Below are 19,470 nucleotides of genomic sequence, written 5' to 3' on the forward strand. Positions count from 1 at the left end.
ATGACCAAACGCCATCGCACCACAGCTGCCACAGCCGTCGCGGGCCTCGTCATCGCAGGGGCCCACTTCGTCGGCGTGACCAGTGCCTACGCGGACGATGTCACGCCGTCAGTGCCTCCGGGAACCGAGCCGTCCGCCTCGGCGCCCCCGCCCATCAGGCCCGACTCCCCGGGGCTGAAACTTCCTCAGGGCGGTGTGCTCGCACCCTCCAAGGTCCTCGACATGGTCGAGGTCGTCGAAGACCTCGGCGGCGAGGAACGGCGCCAGGAGACGAACCAGAGCGTCATGATGGCGCTCCAGTCCGAGGTGATGTTCCCCGAGGACAGCGCCGTCTTCAATGCGCAGGCCGCCGCCCGTATCCAGGCCATCGCGCAGGAGATCAACGCGCAGAAGGCCACCACCATCCGAGTCTTCGGTTTCACCGACGACCAGGGCACCTACGAGCACGGCAAGGAACTCTCCAAGAAGCGCGCCGACGCGGTCCAGGCCGAGCTGGCGAAGACGGTGACCAACCCTGGCGTCACCTTCGACGTACGCGGCTACAGCGAGGACTACCCGATCGCCGACAACGGCACCGAGGAAGGCCGCAAGAAGAATCGTCGCGTGGAGATCACCTTCCCGCGCAGCATCAAGTAGTTCCGACCCCGCTGTCCGCTCCGGCGGATGGCGGGGTCAGTCCGTCAGCAGGTGGTCCGCCTTGCCGGCCTTGATGTCCCGGATCAGTTGGCTCAGGGCTTCGCGGCTGTCCGTGAGGTACGTGTCCTCCTGGCCGGAGAGGGCTATGTAGCTGTTGCCGTCCCCGTCCACCCCGATCCGGTAGCAGGAGTTCCCCTCGCCGCAGAAGGGGTCCTCCCAGGTCACGTCGGTCACGGTGTCCCCTCTCACAGTTGGCGAGCGAGGGTGCGGATGAAGTCCCGGGAAGCCTCCGGGGACAACGCCACCCCCTCCATGAACTCGAAGTGGCCCCGGTACTTCGCGAGTTGCGCCTCGGCGTGCAGGAAGTCGGGCCCGTGCGAGTTGTCGATCTGCACGGTGTCGAGTTGCGCCGTCGGCCCTTCCGCGTAGAGCACCGTTTGGCCCGCTCCGGGAATGCCGCCCGCCTCGAACGGGAGGACGAGCAAGGTCACATTGTCCTGTTCGGAGCGCTGAATCAAGTGGTTCAGCTGTGCCCGCAGGACCTCCGGACTGCCGAACCGCATCCGCAGGGCGGCCTCATGCACGACTGCCACGAACGCGGGGGCGTTCTCGCCCTCCAGTACCTTCTGGCGCTCCACGCGCAGTGCCAGCCGCAGCGCGACCTCGTGCTCGGGGAGCGTGGGGATGACCATGCGGAACACGGCGAGGGCGTGGTCCGAGGTCTGGAGCAGCCCCGGCATGTGGAACGGGTACGCCACCCGCATGCGGATGCTGCGGGACTCCAACTCGGCGATGTCCAGGAACCCTTGCGGCACCTGACCCTTGTAGCGGTCCCACCATCGCGGGCCGGCGGGCAGGGCCATGTCCGTCAGTCCGGCGATGTACCGCTCGTCGTCCACCTGGCAGTTGGCTGCCAGAGTGCGGATCCGATCGGCCGAGATGGCACGGGTGCCCGATTCCATCGCCGAGATCGCGCCCCGGTCCACAGCCAGGAGGCCCGCCGCGAACTCGGCCGAGACCCCCGCTGACGTGCGCATGCGGCGCAGTTCGTACCCCAGTCGCTTCTGGCGCTCCGTGGGAGCTGTCCTCGCGGTCATGGGGTGCAGTCTTACGCGTCGCGGGCCCCTCCTGCCACGAACGGCTGACTTCTCCCGTACGGCGGGCCAAAAAAGGCCCGCCCGCGCTACATTCGGTAATGCACCACTCACGCAAGGGAGTTGGAAGTGCATCGCCGCAGCATGCCTAGGCCTCGGTTACGGCGACGAGCCACTGCCCCCACCAAAGCGAGAGCATCCGCGCCGCGCTACGACAGGGAGTCCGTCATGCTCAGTCCCTTCATGCCGCCCAGCCCCAGCTGCGCCGACGCCCGGCCGGTCGCCGGGGGGCCGCCCTCCGCCGACGGGCTGTCGTGCAGCCTGACCGTGCCCGGGGAGCCCTACAGCGCCCAGATCGCGCGCAGCACCGTACGGTCCGTCCTGCACGCCCACCACCTCGACCGGGTCGTGCCCGCCGCGGAACAGGTGGTCGGGGAACTCATCGCCGCGGCCTGGTACTTGGACCCCGGCCGGAGCCTCTACCTCGCCCTCCGCCACCGCGAATCCGCCCTCCGCCTCACGGTCTACGACGGGCACGCCCCCCACACCCACCCCCGCCTCGCCGCCCACTGCGAGGCCCGCCGCCGGGCAGCCCTACGGGTCATGGCCGCCGTCGTCCGAGACTGCGGCGGAGCCTGGGGCTTCGGCGAATCCCGCGAACCCGGCGGCGGAACCCGCACCTGGGCCAGCCTCCCGGTAGCGGGAGCTGCCGGGTACCTGGCCCCCTGACAACTCCCCGCGCCACACGGCCATCACTTCACACGCCGGCCGACTTCAGACCGGTCGCGGACAGGATCGCTTCGACCGTCTCCTCGACCGACTGCGCGGCGTTGTCGATCCAGGTCCCCTCCTGCGCGAGCTCGGAGCGCATCGCCTCGTCCAGGAACGACCAGTCCGTGTCGAGAGCCTTGTCCCGAGCCTGGTTGCGCCGCCAGGCCTCTTCCGGGCCAGGGGCCAGGACGACGACGTGGAGCGGCACGGAGGTCAGCGTGGCGCGGTAGAAGTCGAGGTGGGAACGGCGGACCACGACGTCATCGAGCACCGGGACGAAACCGGCCCGCGCGAAGCTGTCCGCCAGCAGGCACGCGTTGCGGGCCCGCAGGAAGATCTGCCGGTCGGCCTCCGGGTTCGCGTCCGGTGAGGGCCACTGCCCACCGCTGACGATCATGTGCTGGAGGTCGTCCACCTCGATGTGGGCAGCCATCCGGAACCGGTCGGCCAGCGCGGCGGCCACCGTCGACTTCCCGCTCCCCGGGATGCCGGACAGCAGGACGGCCCCGGCAGCGGCGGGCTCGCGGTCTACGGGCACCAGATCCAAGCTCATACGACTCGACTCCTCCAAACGCAAACGATCAAGGCCCGAGGATACGTGTGCGGGTGGCGTCAACGACCGGGGTGGGGTGAGTAGGCGTACTCATGTGGCCGGTGGGCCGGTCCTCGCATGATGCGTGCATGCGATCGATCTCCGTCACGAAGTCCCTGGTGCTGGCCGTACTCGGCTGCATCGTGCTGTCCGGCTGCGGCACCCGGAACGGCACCACCGATCTGGCCCTCGCGGGCGGCGCCGCCCCGGCGGCGACCGTTGCGGACCCCGCGCCGAGCCCCGGCGAGGAGGAGCTGCTGCGCTTCATGGAGCTGATGACCCGGGACGTCCCGCGCTGCGACAAGTACGTCGCGGCCGACAAGGGGGAGCTCCCCGAGGGGATGCTGCCCGGGGGAGTCCCGCCCGAGCCCGAGCAGCCGCCGGCGTACGGCCCCCCGCCCGGCGCTCCGGACGCGGCGCACGGCGTCCCGGTCCCCCTGACGGAGGATGTCCCGCCACCGCCGGAGCCGACCCCCGGCGCCACCCGGCCCGACCGGACGGAGGAGGTGGCCTTGAACGCTGCCGAGGAGTGCTTCGGCAGCGAGGAGGCGCGGCGCATCACCGAGGCCTTCGAGAACACGAAGACGGCCGACTACCAGGCGATGCAGAGGAAGCTGACGGAACTCGACTACCCGGCGGCGTACATCCACCGCATGCCCGACCACGCAGGCGCACCCCGTGCACGGATCGACATGCGCATGATGGGCAGCCGACTGGCCATGGAGGTCACGGGAACCGACACCGGGGTGACTGCCGAAGCGTTCGGCGCCACCGAGGAGGAGGGCGTGGACGTGACCACCGTAAAGCGGAAGCCGAAGCCGTAGCCGTAGCCGAGGGGGCGATCGGTCAGACCAGGCTCGTCAGGAGCTCCGCGAAGGGCCGCGGCCGGCTGAAGTAGCCGATGTGCGAGGCGTCGAGGGTGTGCACGTCGAAGGGGTGGTCCGGTGTCAGCGCGTCCGCCGCACGGATCATCCGGTCCTGGACCGCCGGAGGAAGGCTCCGGTCGGCGGAGTGCCGTACGTACGTGTGCGGTACCCGCCCCCACGCGTCGGCCCGGACCAGCGCGCCCGGCTCCAGGGCCGCGTACGTCTCATCCGCATCCAGGGAATCGATCAGCAGCCGGAACTGGTGGTCGGTGGAGTCGGCCATGACGGCCGCCTTCAGCGCGGCGAACAGGTCCGGATCGGCGTGTGCGGCCCGCCAGTTGAGCCGTACCACGCCCGGATCACGTACGCCGGGCACGGCGATCCGGGCAGCGGCGGCGTCCAGCAGGTCGCCCCCGTCCCCCGATGCCTCCCACACCCCGGTGAGCATCGCCGGATCACTGAGGCAGAGCGCGGAGAGGTACACCACCCGGTCGAGCAGCTCCGGCACGGCATTGGCGACGGCACTGATCGTCAGCCCGCCCAGACTGTTCCCGACCAGCACGACCGGCCCCACCGCGGCGACCCGCCGCACGACATCCACCACACACCGGACGTTGTCCTCCAGCCCGACCCCGCTCACGGCGGAGGGCGCGGCGGCAAGGGCCACGATGTCCTGAGGCTGCTGGTAATAGGCGGCGGGGCCATCGGCGAGGTCACCATGCCCCGGCAGGTCAACGGCGTACGACCGATACCCGAACAGCGCCAGCTCGTTCTGCAACGGCCCCCAGGCCCGCGCGTTGCTGGAGCCCCCGTGAACCAGTACGAAGGCGGGCCGCGAGTCTGCGCGCACGGTGAAGCTCCTCGTCATCCTGAGGCGAAGGGGAAAGGGGGCGGGCGGTCAATCGACCCACCTACCGACCGCACAGGGCCTGCCAGTTGTGGATGACGAAGCAGAAACACATACGACCGACCGTAACAGCCGCCCCCCACCCACCACGAAGCGGTTTCCCACCCCACCGAGCGCAATCCCCCGGGCTGGTTGCCGTGGATGCCGACCTCGGCGGACGCTTCTGTGCCCCGGGCGGCCCCAGCGACGTTCTCCCTGCGCTCGTCTGAGAGAGTCCGCCCGCGCGGGCTACCGGTAGGTGCTGTGGCAGAGCTGGCTGATCGCCGTACTCGTGACTCCCTGCGAGGAACGGCAGAGCTCGGCCATGGACACCCGGCCCGGCACCGGGCCGCATCCGGGCGCGAGCGCTGGGGAACCAGCGGGTTCGACGTTCCCGCTCCGCGCGGCTTGGCCTTCGGCTTCAGCTTCGGGGCGTGGCGCTTCGGGCTGGACCGCTGAACCTCCGCCTTCACGGGCTGCCGCTCCGGCTTTCGTACCGTCCGCATTCCCGATCCTGATCCGTCGGCCTTCACCGTGCGGGGCTGTTCCCGGCGCGGGGTCGCGGCCGCGGAGGTGTTCTCGGGCACGACCACCACAGAAGGAGCGGGTGGCCGACTGTTGGGCAGCGGCGTCAGTGGCAGCGCCTCACCAGCCACCTGCCCAGACGTAGGCGCCGGGATCGAGGCCCAAGTGCGTTCCTGCGGTGGCTTGTTGTCGGCGGGGGCGACGGAGGCGCACCCCGCTGTGGCCAGGAGGACGGCGGGGGAGGTTCCGGCTGTTCACATGATCACTGTCGCGCACACCGGACACGGTACGGCCGAAGGCACGCCCGGCTGACTCGCCCACGACGGCAGCCAACAGCGGTAGACCGCCTGCACACCCCTGCATCGACTTCCCGCTCATGCGCTGGCCGAAGCCGCACGGCGCATCAGCTCGGCAGGGGCTTCACCATGGACTGGTAGACGGGTGCCCCGTCCCAGGGCTGGGTAAGGCCAACGAGCCCGCACCCAAGGCGCGCGTACCAGGCGGCGGCTGGCAAGCCGCCTGGCGCGAGGGCGGCAGTGCGGCCCTGGCCTCCAAGGGGGCCGGGGGCTTTCCGTGCCGACTGGGTGATGACCAGGCGGAGCGGTTGCAGACTGAGCTGGAGGCGGGGCCGGCGGCGCACGGCTGGAGCCAGGACCAGCGGTGGACCCTAGCGCGGGTCGGGGAGCTGATCCACCGGCTTTTCGGGTACCGGTACACCCCGCGTGGGGTGTCGTAACTGCTGCACCGGCTGGGCTGGTCGTCGCAGGTCCCCGCGCACCGGGCCGTCGAGCGGGACGAACAGGCCGTCGCCCGGTGGCGGACGGAGCAGTGGTCACGGGTAAGAGGACAGCCCAGCTCCTGGGCGCGTGGATAGTCTTCGAGGACGAGGCCGGGCAGGACCTGAAACCGGGCAAGGGCCGCACCTGGTCGCGACGCGGGCGGACGCCGCTGGTCAGGGTGACGGGGAAGGGTTCGGGCCGCGTCCTGATGGCCGGGATGGTCTGCGTCCGGCCAGGCCGTGAGATCAGGTTGATCTACCGGACGCAGACGTACCGGGGCCGGACGGGCGAGAAGAAGGGCTTCCGGGCCCGCGAGTTCGCGGACCTGCTGACCTCCGCCCGTCGGCAACTCGGCGGTGCCCCGCTGATCGTGGTGTGGGACAACGCCAGCACCCATCAGGCCAAGGCCCTGCGGGAGTTCTGCGAACGCAACAGCGACTGGCTGACCATCGTCAGGCTCCCGCCATACGCGCCCGACCTCAACCCCGTCGAAGGCGTGTGGGCCCATCTGAAGAAGTCCCTGGCCAACCTCGCACCGCGCACAATCGACGACCTGACCCCGCTCGTGAAGAACCGCCTACGTGGCATCCAACGCCGACCCGAGATCCTCAACGGCTTCATAGCCGAGACCGGACTCGGGCTGGAGCCTCCGTAGCCCCGTCACCCCACCCTTTCAACCTCAGCGTCAACTACTGCCGTCACAGCACGCCGAAGCCCCGCCAGGCACTGCTTGGGTTCTAGTAGTCGTCGCAACACCCCAGCTCAAGGGGTGCGATGGACTTCGAGGTCCGTAAGGTCCGGTCGGCGCAGGGGCCCAGGAAGCTCCGTGCTGAGCGGGCGGAATACTTCCGGCTCGTGCAACAGGGCTACAGCAGCAAAGATGCATCCCGACTCGTCGGCGTGCATGAGCGGACCGGTCGCGAGTGGCGCAATGGCCGGACGGATCCGCTGAGGTACCGGGCGCCCGCTCACCATGAGCGGGCGCCCGTTGCCGCGTCGTCCCGGTACTTGAGCGAGACCGAGCGCATCCATATCGCCGACCGGGTGCGGGAGAAGGCCACCGTCCGGGCGATCGCCGCCGAGCTGGGCCGCAGCCCCTCGACAGTCAGCCGGGAGATCCGCCGCAACCGCACCGTGGACCCCCGTGGCCGGTGGCACTACCGTCCGCACGCCGCTCAGGCCCGGGCCGATGCCCGCCGGCCCCGCCCCAAGCCCGGCAAGATCGGCCAGAACACCGCGCTGCGGGACTTCATCCAGGACGGCCTGGACCGGAAATGGAGCCCGGAACAGATATGCGAGAGTCTGCGCCGGACCTTCCCCGACCAGGCGGAGATGCACGTGGTGCACGAGACGATCTACCAGGCCCTCTACGTCCAGGGCCGCGGAGAACTGCGCCGCGAACTGGCCCGGGCGCTTCGCTCGGGACGCGCACGCCGCCGCCCCCAACGCCAGGCCGCCTGCCGCCAGCCGCGCTTCACGCACCCGATGGTCATGATCAGCGAACGTCCCGCCGAGGCAGAGGACCGGGCGGTGCCCGGCCACTGGGAAGGTGACTTGATCATCGGCAAGGACGGCGGCTCGGCGATCGGCACGCTCGTCGAGCGAGCGACCCGCTGCGTGATGCTGGTGCACCTGCCCGACGGCCGCAGTGCCGAGCACATGCACGACGCGCTGGTGAAGACCGTCAAGACCCTTCCATCGCATCTGACGCGCTCGCTGACCTGGGACCAGGGCTCCGAGATGGCCGCCCACCACGCCTTCACCGTGGCCACCGACGTCCCCGTCTACTTCTGTGACCCGGCCAGCCCCTGGCAACGAGGTTCGAACGAGAACACGAACGGCCTGCTGCGGCAGTACTTCCCCAAGGGCACCGACCTGTCCGCCCACACCCGTGAACACCTGGCCGCCGTCGCCGCCGAACTCAACGGTCGACCACGCAAAACGCTCGACTGGGAAACCCCAGCCGAGCGCCTGCATAAACTACTCGCCGCCTAACACAAACGATCACGTGTTGCGACGATCCCTAGAAACCGCCCTGCCTGACGGGGCTTCATATTTGCGAACGCACACTTCCCAGTGAATCCTCAAAGATCCTGGAGAACCCAATCGCGGGCAGTCGCAAGGCGGGATTCGAGATCGCCGGGCGAAACCAGGCGGCCGCTCCGCGTCCGAACTTGACCCGTCTCCGCGTTCACTAGATCTTCCTCGAATTCCCCGGTATCCCACAGCACCAGCTGGGCCATGAAGATACCGCCATCAAGGATCCAGCTCACCGACGTCAGATCACCCTCATTAGGGGATGTCTCAATCTCTGAAATATCCCGCAGAGCCTCTGTCTTGTGGATTTCCTGCCGGATCCATTCCTGAGCCCGCTCCAGTAGAGCACTACCTAGGGACATCCCCATCCTCCCAGCTTGATGTTCTTCGCCTCGGGAAGTTGAGGAACAGGGCTCCCCTTCTTCTGTGCCAGACGAGCAAAGATGGTGTCGGAATCTGACATCTTGAAGTCCCCCGGCCTGCCGCCAGGAATGAGCGAAGATTTCGGCACGTCGAATTCTGCGTATACGGATCCCGGGCGTGCCGATATGTATGCGTCTCGACTTGCCGGGTACACAACGTAGGTGAAACCACCCCCACCCACCAGGGGCGCTGGAAACCAGGCTCGGCCACAGTAAAACGCGAGTACCTCGACCGCTCCCAATCCCGTGCCGAGAACCCTTGGCACCAGGTGCGGGCCATCAGCAGCAGCCCGTGATCGTGCGGAAGGGGCTGCGCGACCGTAACATCCGTCGGGCGGGCGATGCCGCTACCTAGGAGCCCACCGCCCGGCTGGGCGAGGAGGCCTCCGATGCCGATGACCCCTGGCGCGGACGACGGCGGCGGCGGACAACTACTGCCCGCCGCCGCCGTCGTCTACTGCCGGTAATCGACGAAATAGCTGGTGAGTGTTACAGCCTCAGGAGCCGCAAGTTTATACTTCGATGCATAGTGAATCCGAAATCTCAAGCCAGCACGCTTGTCGCTCTGCTACATCCGACGGATTGCTAGCTTTCATACCTGCGGTGACTTTCCATGTAGATCTTTCTCCATGGATGTCCCGGCCATTCTTCGTCGGGTGGTCCATCGTGGACCTCGGCATCAATGTAGAACCGGCCCTCCGTGAATGCGTCCAGCTCGAACTGGATGTCGTCGATATCTTCTTCTAGCTCGGGAGATCTGTTCGATACGGAGAAGTAAAGTGTGATGCGTTCCGTGTCGACCTGAACTGAGATTCCGCGGACACTATCCGAGATCAGGCCGAGACAGGCTTGCATGACCTGGATGATGAGGTAGTTTTCACGCTCCAGTGGGTTCAATTTTATGGAGTCCAATTCGGGTTCATTGGGACGAAGCTAGGCCTGACGGTTCCCTTAAGCATGAACACATTTGTCGGCTGGTCAAGCTGACCGGCTCCGGCTCCAGGGTTGTTATTGTAGTCAGTAACCCCATCGTATCGAATTACAATGTTCCCCTTCTTTGTTGTTCCAAGGTATGTCGTTCGACCTTGGTGATAAGCGGCGAGTATTTCCTCCCCATCCTTGTAGTGCAAGAAATATGAACCGGTGCCACCATTCCGTAGGTATTCTGGGCGCCCCTTGACGTGTCGCCACTGTGTCTGGCTCAGTTTAGTAGCCACGTTGCCTGTCCCGCCAGGGATGGGGATCATTGCCGAGAAGGCTAGTTTTCCTTGTTCGAGGCCATAGTCGCTGACCCCCTTGCTTTTCGCCCACCTGTCGAACGCGTCGTCCAGCTGGCAGGAAGGAAGGTCAGGTGCCGCGATGCAGCCAGCATTCACCTTCGATCCCTGCAGGTTGGTGATGAGTCCGCTCACTATTCCAACGGCCGTGTCTCGCACGGAAGGTTGCGGCGGGCGTGGTTTGAGGCAGAGATCGCAGACTGGCGGGTTACCCCAATGTCGCTGCCATTGGGGCTTGCTGCTGCTCACGTTGCGGCAGTCAGGGTCGTTGCCGCACGTGCTGCCCTTGACTAGCGGGGGACCGCCGCCTCGGTAGCCGCCGTCGCCATTGTTCGGGTCTTTTCCGCCGGGTGTTACTGGGTTGCTAGGCGGGCTGCCGTCAGGCTTTTCGCTGTGGCCGGTTCCGTCGTCGGTGTAGAGGCCAGTGGGGTCCCAGTTGGTGAGGGGGCTGTTGTTGGCGTACTGGTAGCCGTTGTGCAGCGACTCCCGAACTGCGGCGACCTGGTTCGATTCGCCCTACCACGCCTTCGCCCCACCATAAAGGATTACATTGACATCAGATTGTGGAAACAAATCGCCATTCCTCAAACCCCAATTGGTCAATTTGTCCGACCGTAGGATTACGCCCCCTTCGTCGCCTTCTCCCCGGTCGCCTTGGGGCTGCGCGCCCGCTCGACGCTGGCGCGCAGGGCTTCCATCAAGTCGATGGCGCCGGTGGCCTTCGCCGGGGGCTCGGCTTTCTCGACTGTCTCGCCGGCCTTCTTCGCCTCGATGAGCGCCGTGACCTCCTCCTGGAAAGTGTCCCGGAAGGAGTCCGGGTCCCACTCCGCCGCCAAGGCGCTGATCAGCTGCTCGGCCATCTTCACCTCCTTCTCGGAGACCTTCGCGGCGCCGGGCAGATCGGGAATCTCCTTGCGGGGATCGCGGATCTCGTCCGCCCAGTGAAGGGTGTGCACGGTCAGGAGCCCGAGCGCGTCGTCGGACTTGAGCGCGACGAGGTACTCGCGCCCGCGCATCACGAACGTGGCGACGCCGGCGCGGTTCGCGGTGGAGAGCGCCGTCTGCAAGAGCGCGTACACCTTGGCGTACTGCTTGCCGCGCGGCCCGAGGTAGTAGGTCAAGGCGCCTGCGCCAGCAGCCCCGTCTGGGCGTATCGCTCAGACGGGGCTTCCATGGTTCAGAACATCATCTCGACAACCCTGTCTTCAGAAATGCAGGACTCTTCAAGGAAGCTTTGGAGTGCAGCCCTCATACTGTCAGGATCTTCCCGATCTGCCCGCACATTGAAACTGAAGCCCGGCACGCTCTCGATTTCTACTCGATTCAAGGATACGTAAGTACCCCCTGCAAGCCGCCAGCAGTAGATGTGGCGCGGCCCGAGGTCCCACTCGTCTTCGAACCTCTCCCCCTCTCCCCATTTCGCAGAGATCTCATCCGAAGTTATGTCAAAATGCGCCACGTAGACCAGGAGTCTCCCCCCAGTCATCTCATTTGCGGAAATTCTTATCACAGTAGAACCTTATCGCCGAGAGGTCAGGAAGGCCGGAATTGCGGCCCAACTTTCACCGTTCATTTGGAATTCCCTTACGCCCGGCCCTCTTCCGACCTCCCATGACACGTACCCGGTCCTTTGGCTGATACCCGTCGGCTTCACCGTCGTATAAAATTCGAAACTTCCCTCGCGGGCGCCATGAGGAAGGGGTCCGTTATGGGCTTGAGCTGCTGGCTCCGTGCCGGTCCTGGGAGTCCGGCCCCACAGTTCACCGGAAGCTACCACCTTGTCCGTAACTGCCTGAGTCTGGGTCGTACTTGCACCCCCAAGCCGATGGAACGGCCCGTACAGTGGAGGCACATCTGGGATTCCAGGGCCGGCCGGGGGGAGAGCTGCCGGAGGGTTGGGAGCTGTGGAGGCCTTGGGCCCCGCCTTGGGTGTGGCTCCTCTGATGTTAGCGGCAGCCCTTGTCCCGGATATTCCCGATCGTCCACGCCGATTACCCGCGGGATGGCCTGCTTGGGCAGCGGCAGGCGCCGCAGATGGAGCAGTGCGGTGCTGCGGGAGACGGGCACGGCCAGCAGAGTGGCCAGGCGTGCGGCCGCCCGGCCGCATAACTCCCGTGCCACCTGCGATATCTGCCCGGTGAGACGCTCAGTGCGGCGCTGATGATGCTTCAGCAGTCCGGGAATCTGCTCACGGAAGGTCTGCCGGGAGCAGCCCAGAACCGGACAGACCAGCCTTCGTACGCGCAGGTGGACGACGACCGGGCGGCCGTCGACCGGCACGTCCCGCACCGTCCGGCGGTGGTACCCGCGCACCCTCGCCGCTGGCGTTCGGCACACCGGACACGGCACCGCCACATCCCGGGTGCGTGCCGTGACCACCACCATGCCACCGTCGTCCGCCACGTCCTCGACGACCAGTGCCGACAGCCCGGAAAACACCGTCCCGATAAGGGAGTTGACATCCATCACAAGATCATGATCGCGGATGGCTACTCGGCGTCACCACCGACTACGGGCCAGAGCCAAGGAACTGACACTCCCGCCTCCAACTCACATCGATTGACTTCTCCATCGGGGATCGAACATGCGCCGAAGGGCTCTACGGCTGTCGCCGCAGAGCCCTTCTTATCTATCGCTCAGCAGAGACGATTCGCGAGAAATTGAAGATCCTCAATATCGCTTCCATTGACACCAAGAAGACACCTGCATGCCGCGGAAAGTTCAACGCGAATTACTCATGATACTCAAGGCTTCGGATGCCGCCGCAACGACGTCACCCCAAGCTTGGGAGTGAATTATCTCTGCATCGTTCGATGCGGAAGACAAAGCAGAATCAAGTGCAGAGTTCAGGGAGGTCATGGCAGAGATTTCTGCGTCGTCAACGAGGATGAATCCCAGCCTCCCGCTCGGCTCGGCCAAGACGCCCGAGTCGTCGAAAAAGTCCAGCGCTTCATCAAGGCCAGATTCCCCTGGGGGTTGACTCAACCAATTCTCTTCTTGCCAGTCTCTGTTCCCTAGCTTTTCCAGCCAGTCGAGCAGCTGGGCTCGCATCCATGGAGTCTGAAGGCCATGATCCTTAGGGGGCATTCCAAGTCCTCCATGTCTGCCACTCACTGAGTGGGATGTGCGCCTCTACCGGATAATCTTGTATTCGAGCATTGGGAGGCAGGAGCTCGCCACCGCGCCCTACGATTCTACCTCCAGAGTTGATAACTACGTGATCGACCTGTTGTGTGGCCCACTGAGAGTTGAGGTCCCCTCTGTCGATGCGAACACTGTCTTGCCCCTTCGGGGCGCGCCACACAAAACCCGCCTTATTGTCATTCTTCTTATACTTGCTCGTCATGTTTGGCCCAGACCAGTTGCCCGGTATCTTCGCACTCCCATATGGGAACCATCCTGGACCGACTGGATTACCTCCGGGGGCGGAGCCGCCCGGACGCCCCTTCGCTCCTGCTGCTGCCTTACTTCCTGCTATTCCCGCTGTAGTCAGCTGGAGTAGGTAATTCGTTTTCCGGAGGCCGCATTTAAAGTCACTTTCGCCTGCCACGCAGAGCCAATTCAACTCAGCCCCGCTGGCGCTTGGTGCGGTCATGGGGTTGGGATCTTGGATGCTGCCTCGCGGAACACCCTGTGCCGGATACCCTGAAATCGTCTGCACAAGGGCAGGTCTATCCGGCTTGGCCCCGGACGAAGGCGTGCTGTATTGGCTGCGGCAGTCGGGGTCGTTTCCGCATATGTTGCCGGTCACAGCGGTCTGGGGGCCGCCGCCTCTGTAGCCGCCGCCGCCGTCGGGTGCTTTGCCGCCGGGGGTGACGGGGTTGCTGGGGGGGCTGCCGTCGGGCTTTTCGCTGTGGCCGGTTCCGTCGTCGGTGTAGAGGCCGGTGGGGTCCCAGTTGGTGAGGGGGCTGTTGTTGGCGTACTGGTAGGCGTTGTGCTGGCGGGGGTCGCCGACGACCATCAGTGGGTCGACGGAGAGGAATCGGCCAGCTGCGGGGTCGTATTCGCGGGCCCCTATGTGAGTGAGGCCTGTGGATTTGTCCTGGGTGCCGCCGACGAAGCCTCGCTCGCCGGGCCATGCGGTCGGCTTGGTGCCTCGTTCCTCGCCGAACGGCTTGGTGAAGCGGCGCTGGACCGCAAGCGTTGCCGCGTCGATTGAGGTGGTGCCGGTGTTGTGGTGGTCGGCCGCGATGTAGGAGAGCTTGCCGGCGGAGGTGCGGACGATGGTGGTGCCGCCGGGGGTCGCGTAGTAGCGGGTGCCGGTGACCTTGTCGGTGGCGGTGTCGCGGGTGAGTTCGTCCGTCCCGGTGTAGAGGGTGGTTTTGCCGGGGTCCTTGCGGGCCAGGCGGTTGCCGGCTGCGTCGTAGATGTAGGTGGAGGTGCCTGCGCTGGTGGTGTTGGAGGCGAGTTTGCCTTCGGCGTTCCAGGTCAGGGTCTGGGTGGGTTCGCCGTTGCCGGGGAGGGTGTTGGGGGTGTCTCCGGTGTCGGGGCGGGTGAGGGTGTTGCCGGTCTTGTCGTAGGTGAGGTTGGTGGTGACCGGGGTGTTGCTGCCCATCTTCCTGGTGGTGGAAGTCGGGGTGTGCGGGCGCGCGGATCCGGGCGCCGGGTAGGTGTTGGTGGTGACGGTGGTCTTTTCGGCGTCACCTGCGGGGTCGTGGTCGGTCAGGGTCTTGCGGTTGCCGGTGACGTCGTAGGTGAACGACTGCCAGTAGGGGGCTGTGCCGCCGATGCTGCTGGTCTCGGGTGTGGTGTTGGTGCAGCCTCCGATGCCGGGCACGCTGGGGCCGGGCTTGGTTGTGGTGGTGCCCTTGTCGGTCCAGGCCTCGGTGAGGCGGCCTTGGTAGTCGTAGGTGAAGCACTGGGTGTCGCGGGCGGCGCCCTGGACGTTGGTGACGGAGGTGACGTCACCGTTGGGGGTGTAGGTGTAGCTGGTGGTGTTGACCGAGGTGGTGGCCTCTTGCTGCTTGTCGAGTGCAGTACTCAGGAGGCGGCCGGTGGCCGGGTCGAGGATGTTGGTGGCGACGACCTGCTTGGGGCTGTCACCGAAGGTGGTGCGCTGGACCTGGCCGAGTTCGTTGTAGTCGGTGTAGTTGACGTAGTCGACGGTGTTCGAGCCCATGGCGACCGGAAGGCCGTTGGGGTTGCGGCTGGTGGAGAGGTCCTCGGCGGGCAGTCCGCCGGCCGCGGGGAGGTCGGTGCTGATTTCCAGCCCGGTGATCGGGTTGTAGTTGGTGGAGGTGGTGTAGGTGCCGGTGAGGGCTCCTTCGCCGGTGGGGACGGTCAGCTTGGTGCCGGTGGGGCGGTAGCCGATGTCGTAGCCGGTGATCTCCTGGCGCCAGGCCTTGCCGGCCACCCAGCTCGTGGATGCGGTCGCCAGTCCGGGCAGGAGGGTGTCGTACTCGTACTCGGCCAGCTTGGTGCCGTCGACCGCGCTCAGGTTGCGGGTGGTCGGGCGGCCCAGGATGTCGTAGCTGGTGAAGACGGTGGTACCGCGGGCGTCCGTGGACGATGCGAGGCGGTCGGCCACGTCGTACGTGCTCGTGGAGGTGCCCTTGTCCGGGTCGACCGCCTTGGTCTGGCGGCCTTGCAGGTCGTACTCGTAGGTCCAGTCGTTGCCGGCCGGGTCGGTGATCTGCGTCAGCTGGCCGGTGGTGTCGTAGCCGTAGCGGGTTGCATCGAACGCACCCGTGGGGGTGCCGGCCTTGTACTGCCGCAGCTCGGTCTTGCGTCCGCGGGCGTCGGTGATGGTGCTCGTGGCGGTGCCGCCCTGCGGCGGTGTGGTGTCGACTCGGTCGGCACCCGGATATGCGGTGGCGCTACGCCACTGTTCCTGCGCTTTGGAGTAGAAGGTCCCCGCGACCGGCCGGCCGAGGCCGTCGTACTGGGTGAGGTTCTGGGCGGGCAGCATGTTCTCGTCGGCGATGAAGCGGGTCTTCACCGGGGCGGAGTTCTTGTTGACGTAGGCGCCGCTCGTTTTGAAGGCTCGGCCGCGGCTGTCGTAGGCGGTGTCCGTGACCAGACGTGTGGTTGCCGCATTGTCCAGCGGGACCGACTGGGTCTGGACCTGCTGTCCCATCGCGTCGAGGATGCTGATGGAGGTGGCATAGGACTGGTCGGCGCGGAGCGTCTTGCTGGTGACGGAGCTGGTGCCGGTCCGGGTCAGGTCGTAGGTGAACACCTGACTGGCGCTCTCGGCGCGTGCGCGGCCTGGCAGCCATACCTCGGTGGTGCGGCCCAGCTCGTCGTAGGCGATCTCTGTGGTGCGGCTGTTCTGGTCGACGGTCTTGACCGGGAGCCCGCGCAGGGGGTGCAGGGTGGTGGTCGTCGTCCAGTTCTTGGCGTTGGTGACCTTGAGGGTCGTCGGGCGGGCCGGTGCTGCCGGCGTGTACGCCGACTTCGTGTTCGCCCCTGCGGCATCAGTGGTGCTGGTGACACGGCCGTACGTGTCGTACGCGATGGTCGCCTTGGTGGCGTATTTGGGCTGCCCAGTCTCGAAGCGGTCCAGGACGCTGGTGGTGGTGGGCTGGCCGGGACCGTCGAGGGTGCCGAAGGGCTTGTTGTCGTAGTGGGTGCGGCTGCTGTCGAGGGTGTTCGCCTCGGTCGCGGCCACGCCGCAGGCGGCCTGGGTCCGGGTGTTCTGGGAAACGCGGTCGAGGATCCAGGATTCGGTGTTGCGGGCGTAGGAGGTCGTGGTGCAGATGTCGGGCAGACCGTCTGCCTGGTCAAGGACCGACTCCTGCATTCCCCTCTCGTCGTAGTCGATGGACTGCGAAGTGCTCCGCCATGTCTTGTCAGCGAGCAGGACCTTCTGCTTGGAGGCCGCGGTGCCCTGCATCCGGGCCGTGAGAGCCGGCAGGCCGGCGCCGCGACTGTGGGTGGCAGTCGCCGCCGGGAGCCAGGGATCGGACTGCGATGTGGAGACGAGTTCCCCGCCGTCGGAAGCGAACGTCTGGAGCTCGCGGAGGGTGCCGGCCAGGTGGTTGCTGTCCTTGACGGTGGCACCGGCGATGTTCTTGAACGTGGCGGTACGCACGGACTTGTCGGCCTTGATGTCGCCGTCCATGCCGCGGAGGTAGAAGGAGGACGTCTTGGAGAGGATGTCCGGGGCGGTGCCGGCGCGGGTGATGACCTGTCCGTAGCCGCGGAACTGGTTCCAGGTCCGGTACTTGTCCTCGGTCAGTTCCTCGTCGTCGCGGTGCCAGGCTGCGCCGCCGACGTACTCGTAGCGGACCTCCTGGTCACGGGAACCACCGAAGGGATCCCTTTCGGTGACGCGGTCGACGACGTGCTTGTGGAACCAGTCCAGCGACGGGTCGTTCGGACTGCGGGGGTCGGAGTTCCAGTAGACGGGGAAGCAGCGCTTGGTGTTGGCATCTGCAGTCGAAGGCAGCCCGGTGCCGGGGGCGCAGTCCGTAGCGGCGTAGATGACGTCGGTGACCTTCCCGGTTTCGGACGTGATCTTCGCGATGCGGTGCCGGTTGAGAGCCGGTCGGTTGTCATCGCTGGAGTCGACACGGTTGCTGCGCAGGGTGCCGTTGAAGACGACAGAGGGGGTGGCGAGACTCGTCGCGCCGTCGTACCCGGTGTGGGTGAGCGTGGAGAGCCACAGGGCCGGGGCTGTCTGGTCCTTCGGGTCGGGGAACGACTGTGTCAGTGCGTAGGAGTCGACGTTGTCGTATCCGCCGGCGCCGTTGAGGACCTGTGTGGTGATCTTGGTGAGTCGCTTGGTGGTCCAGAAGGTGGCCGAGTAGTTCTCGCAGGTGCCGGTGGACTCGCACTTCTGGTCGAAGGGCACGTCCGGCCACTTGGTCTGGTTGGCCGCGGTCAGCTTCGACGGTGCGCAGTCGAAGACGTCCTTCACCGGCAGGCAGCGCTCGTCGACGTCGAAGAGGACCTGTGCGGTCGGCTTGACCGTGTCCGCGTCCTTCAGCTTCGAGCCGTAGGTGATCTTCTCGAGATTGCCGCCACGGATGTACGAGGTGAGCGTGCCCGTGGGATTCGCCGCGGAAGCGCCCCGCTTGTAGCGGTTGGTCTCCGTGGCGTACGTGTAGGTGATCAGGCCACCGCGGGGGTCGACGACGAAGTCGAGGTTCCAGCGCCAGGCCTGCTGGCACCACGAGGCCGCGAACGTCGACTGGTGGCACTCCTCGCCCGTGTTGTTCCCGTAGACGGGTGTGGTCCAGGCGGAGTTCGTGGCCGGTCCGGTGGAGCTTTCCGGCTTGTGACCGGCGCCAAAGTAGTACCGGGTACCGTCGGTGGTGGTCACCATCCAGTACTCACCGTTGTTGTCACCGTTGGCCGCTCCGGTCAGGTGCTCGACCTTCGAGGAGTCGTCGTTCTCCAGCCGCCATTCCTTGGTGGTGTCGTCCTTCACCAGGGCGGAGGACTTGCCGCCCAGGGAGAAGGTGGCGTTCTCGCCTGCCAGGCACTGGTCGCCAGATCCTTCCTGGCCGTCCTTGGAACACGGCTTGAAGCTGCGCTCCACGAAGCCGGGCGAGTAGTCCCAGCCCTCACCGATCCAGGAGGCCTGGTTGTTCGTCGCGGCCGTACGGCCGTCGACGGCCTGGGAGCTGTAGGACAGCGCGATGCTCGGCTTACCGCCGAGGCCCTCGGGTACGGCGATCGGGTAGGACCAGGAGAACCCGCCGGTGTTGGAGCCGCTGCTCCAGGTACCGGAGGGGTCGAGGCTGGTGGCGGTGAAGTTGCCGGACGGGCCGCTCGGACTGCTCGACGCCGCGAAGACGGTGGCGCCGCCTGAGGCGCCGGAGTCGGCGCTCAGGCTCTGGGCTTCGGCGCCGGGGGCGGCGAGGGGGACCTCGGCGCTGAGGAGGCCGGGCCGGTCGCCGTCCTTGGCGGTGGCCAGAGGAGTCTGCGTACGGCACTCCGGGCGTTCGGGAGTCGTCAGCGCGCACTCGGGGAGCGCGACGAGCTGGGCGCGGGAGAGCCAGTCTCCACTGAACGAGCCCGCGATGTGCGAGACGTCCACGGACACCTTGACCGGACCGCCCTCGGTCACACCCTCACCCGGGCGGACCGAGACCAGCATGCCCTGCAGGCCGGCCTTCTCGGCAGCCTCCCGGTCCTCAAGCTCAACGGCGGCCTTGCCACTGCGCGGGCCTTCTTCACCTGCAGCGGGGGCGACCCATACCGGCGCGTCACCGACGCGGGTCGGATCGGGTACTGGCGCGGCCGGACCCTTGGCACGGCCCGGGGTAGTGAAGAGCGAGCCGTCTGCCGGGATGGGCGCGGTGGCGCCGAGGTCCACTTCGGCGTTGGTGGCCGGCGGCCAGTACACATCCTTCGGAGCCCAGGCATCAGCCTGCTCCTCCGGAACCTCTCCTCCGGCCTTCGAGGCGTTCTTGCCCGGTACCGATTCGGTTCCCTGCAGCGCACCAGGGGACCACAGGGTTGGGTCCTTGGGCTTCCAGTCGGAAGCTTCCGCGGTTCCGACTCCGACGATCAGTGAAAGTGCAACAGCAGAGGTGATGAATATGCGGCGTTTCGCCGCAGATCTTCCTCTGGTTCGACGTAGTCCTGGTGGTGCCTGCACGGCATTCCCCCCACGCTAGATGATCAATTGGCGGA

Annotated in this window: 15 protein-coding genes and 2 pseudogenes; 6 read left to right on the plus strand and 11 right to left on the minus strand. The window is 66.5% G+C overall.

The window, feature by feature from the left end:
• Nucleotides 1-636, plus strand: coding sequence for an OmpA family protein (locus NLX94_RS12195; protein ID WP_254382687.1), 636 nt, complete (start codon nucleotides 1-3; stop codon nucleotides 634-636).
• A 36-nt stretch (nucleotides 637-672) separates the two neighbouring features.
• On the opposite strand, the gene NLX94_RS12200 is transcribed toward NLX94_RS12195, so the two are convergent.
• Nucleotides 673-870 carry a hypothetical protein gene (locus tag NLX94_RS12200; RefSeq protein ID WP_254382688.1) on the minus strand — a complete coding sequence of 66 codons (198 nt, stop codon included), beginning with the start codon at nucleotides 868-870 and terminating at the stop codon, nucleotides 673-675.
• 11 nt (nucleotides 871-881) lie between these two features.
• Nucleotides 882-1,733: a helix-turn-helix transcriptional regulator gene (locus NLX94_RS12205; protein ID WP_254382689.1), complete on the minus strand. Its 852-nt coding sequence runs from the start codon at nucleotides 1,731-1,733 to the stop codon at nucleotides 882-884.
• A gap of 225 nt (nucleotides 1,734-1,958) precedes the next feature.
• Between NLX94_RS12205 and NLX94_RS12210 the strand changes: the two genes are divergently transcribed.
• Entirely contained in the window at nucleotides 1,959-2,459 is a 501-nt protein-coding gene (locus NLX94_RS12210; protein WP_254382690.1) for an ATP-binding protein, read from the plus strand.
• A gap of 28 nt (nucleotides 2,460-2,487) precedes the next feature.
• Here the strand turns inward: NLX94_RS12210 and NLX94_RS12215 are convergent, their stop codons facing one another.
• Nucleotides 2,488-3,054 carry an AAA family ATPase gene (locus NLX94_RS12215; RefSeq protein WP_254382691.1) on the minus strand — a complete coding sequence of 189 codons (567 nt, stop codon included), beginning with the start codon at nucleotides 3,052-3,054 and terminating at the stop codon, nucleotides 2,488-2,490.
• 128 nt (nucleotides 3,055-3,182) lie between these two features.
• On the opposite strand from NLX94_RS12215, the gene NLX94_RS12220 reads away from it, so the two are divergent.
• A complete protein-coding gene (locus NLX94_RS12220; protein WP_254382692.1) occupies nucleotides 3,183-3,917 on the plus strand; it encodes a hypothetical protein in 735 nt (244 codons plus the stop codon).
• A 22-nt stretch (nucleotides 3,918-3,939) separates the two neighbouring features.
• Here NLX94_RS12220 and NLX94_RS12225 read toward each other — a convergent pair whose 3' ends face one another.
• A complete protein-coding gene (locus tag NLX94_RS12225) occupies nucleotides 3,940-4,809 on the minus strand; it encodes an alpha/beta fold hydrolase (protein ID WP_254382693.1) in 870 nt (289 codons plus the stop codon).
• Nucleotides 4,810-5,746: 937 nt separating this feature from the next.
• Here NLX94_RS12225 and NLX94_RS12230 point away from each other — a divergent pair.
• The 3 genes and pseudogenes from NLX94_RS12230 to NLX94_RS12240 all read left to right on the plus strand — a co-directional run bounded on the left by NLX94_RS12230 (nucleotide 5,747) and on the right by NLX94_RS12240 (nucleotide 8,144).
• Nucleotides 5,747-6,244: pseudogene (locus NLX94_RS12230) on the plus strand (winged helix-turn-helix domain-containing protein).
• Nucleotides 6,199-6,804, plus strand: coding sequence for an IS630 family transposase (locus tag NLX94_RS12235; protein ID WP_254382694.1), 606 nt, complete (start codon nucleotides 6,199-6,201; stop codon nucleotides 6,802-6,804). Before NLX94_RS12230 ends, NLX94_RS12235 begins: the two are co-directional and overlap by 46 nt.
• Before the next feature lie 119 nt (nucleotides 6,805-6,923).
• Complete coding sequence (locus tag NLX94_RS12240) at nucleotides 6,924-8,144, plus strand: IS30 family transposase (RefSeq protein WP_254382695.1); 1,221 nt, start codon at nucleotides 6,924-6,926, stop codon at nucleotides 8,142-8,144.
• 89 nt (nucleotides 8,145-8,233) lie between these two features.
• On the opposite strand, the gene NLX94_RS12245 is transcribed toward NLX94_RS12240, so the two are convergent.
• The 7 genes and pseudogenes from NLX94_RS12245 to NLX94_RS12275 all read right to left on the minus strand — a co-directional run bounded on the left by NLX94_RS12245 (nucleotide 8,234) and on the right by NLX94_RS12275 (nucleotide 19,180).
• Nucleotides 8,234-8,554 carry a hypothetical protein gene (locus tag NLX94_RS12245; protein ID WP_254382696.1) on the minus strand — a complete coding sequence of 107 codons (321 nt, stop codon included), beginning with the start codon at nucleotides 8,552-8,554 and terminating at the stop codon, nucleotides 8,234-8,236.
• A gap of 639 nt (nucleotides 8,555-9,193) precedes the next feature.
• Nucleotides 9,194-9,520: a hypothetical protein gene (locus NLX94_RS12250; protein ID WP_254382697.1), complete on the minus strand. Its 327-nt coding sequence runs from the start codon at nucleotides 9,518-9,520 to the stop codon at nucleotides 9,194-9,196.
• A 985-nt stretch (nucleotides 9,521-10,505) separates the two neighbouring features.
• On the minus strand, nucleotides 10,506-11,006 hold the full coding sequence (locus NLX94_RS12255; protein ID WP_254382698.1) for a Ku protein: 501 nt from the start codon (nucleotides 11,004-11,006) through the stop codon (nucleotides 10,506-10,508).
• 56 nt (nucleotides 11,007-11,062) lie between these two features.
• Entirely contained in the window at nucleotides 11,063-11,395 is a 333-nt protein-coding gene (locus NLX94_RS12260) for a hypothetical protein (protein WP_254382699.1), read from the minus strand.
• A 467-nt stretch (nucleotides 11,396-11,862) separates the two neighbouring features.
• Nucleotides 11,863-12,324, minus strand: a pseudogene (locus NLX94_RS12265) (transposase family protein); the annotation flags it as partial.
• Nucleotides 12,325-12,606: 282 nt separating this feature from the next.
• Nucleotides 12,607-12,936 (minus strand): hypothetical protein, encoded by a 330-nt coding sequence (locus NLX94_RS12270; protein WP_254382700.1) that lies wholly within the window; start codon nucleotides 12,934-12,936, stop codon nucleotides 12,607-12,609.
• 25 nt (nucleotides 12,937-12,961) lie between these two features.
• Entirely contained in the window at nucleotides 12,962-19,180 is a 6,219-nt protein-coding gene (locus NLX94_RS12275) for an RHS repeat-associated core domain-containing protein (RefSeq protein WP_254382701.1), read from the minus strand.
• Between the last annotated feature and the right edge of the window lie 290 nt (nucleotides 19,181-19,470).

This window comes from Streptomyces sp. TBY4, assembly GCF_024213195.1.
GTDB lineage: Bacteria > Actinomycetota > Actinomycetes > Streptomycetales > Streptomycetaceae > Streptomyces.

Excerpts from the sequence above, each read along its gene's own strand:
- NLX94_RS12245 (WP_254382696.1), bottom strand. The coding sequence starts at position 8,554 with ATGGGGATGTCCCTAGGTAGTGCTCTACTGGAGCGGGCTCAGGAATGG.
- NLX94_RS12220 (WP_254382692.1), top strand. The coding sequence starts at position 3,183 with ATGCGATCGATCTCCGTCACGAAGTCCCTGGTGCTGGCCGTACTCGGC.
- NLX94_RS12270 (WP_254382700.1), bottom strand. The coding sequence starts at position 12,936 with ATGCGAGCCCAGCTGCTCGACTGGCTGGAAAAGCTAGGGAACAGAGAC.
- NLX94_RS12240 (WP_254382695.1), top strand. The coding sequence starts at position 6,924 with ATGGACTTCGAGGTCCGTAAGGTCCGGTCGGCGCAGGGGCCCAGGAAG.
- NLX94_RS12210 (WP_254382690.1), top strand. The coding sequence starts at position 1,959 with ATGCTCAGTCCCTTCATGCCGCCCAGCCCCAGCTGCGCCGACGCCCGG.
- NLX94_RS12195 (WP_254382687.1), top strand. The coding sequence starts at position 1 with ATGACCAAACGCCATCGCACCACAGCTGCCACAGCCGTCGCGGGCCTC.
- NLX94_RS12205 (WP_254382689.1), bottom strand. The coding sequence starts at position 1,733 with ATGACCGCGAGGACAGCTCCCACGGAGCGCCAGAAGCGACTGGGGTAC.
- NLX94_RS12215 (WP_254382691.1), bottom strand. The coding sequence starts at position 3,054 with ATGAGCTTGGATCTGGTGCCCGTAGACCGCGAGCCCGCCGCTGCCGGG.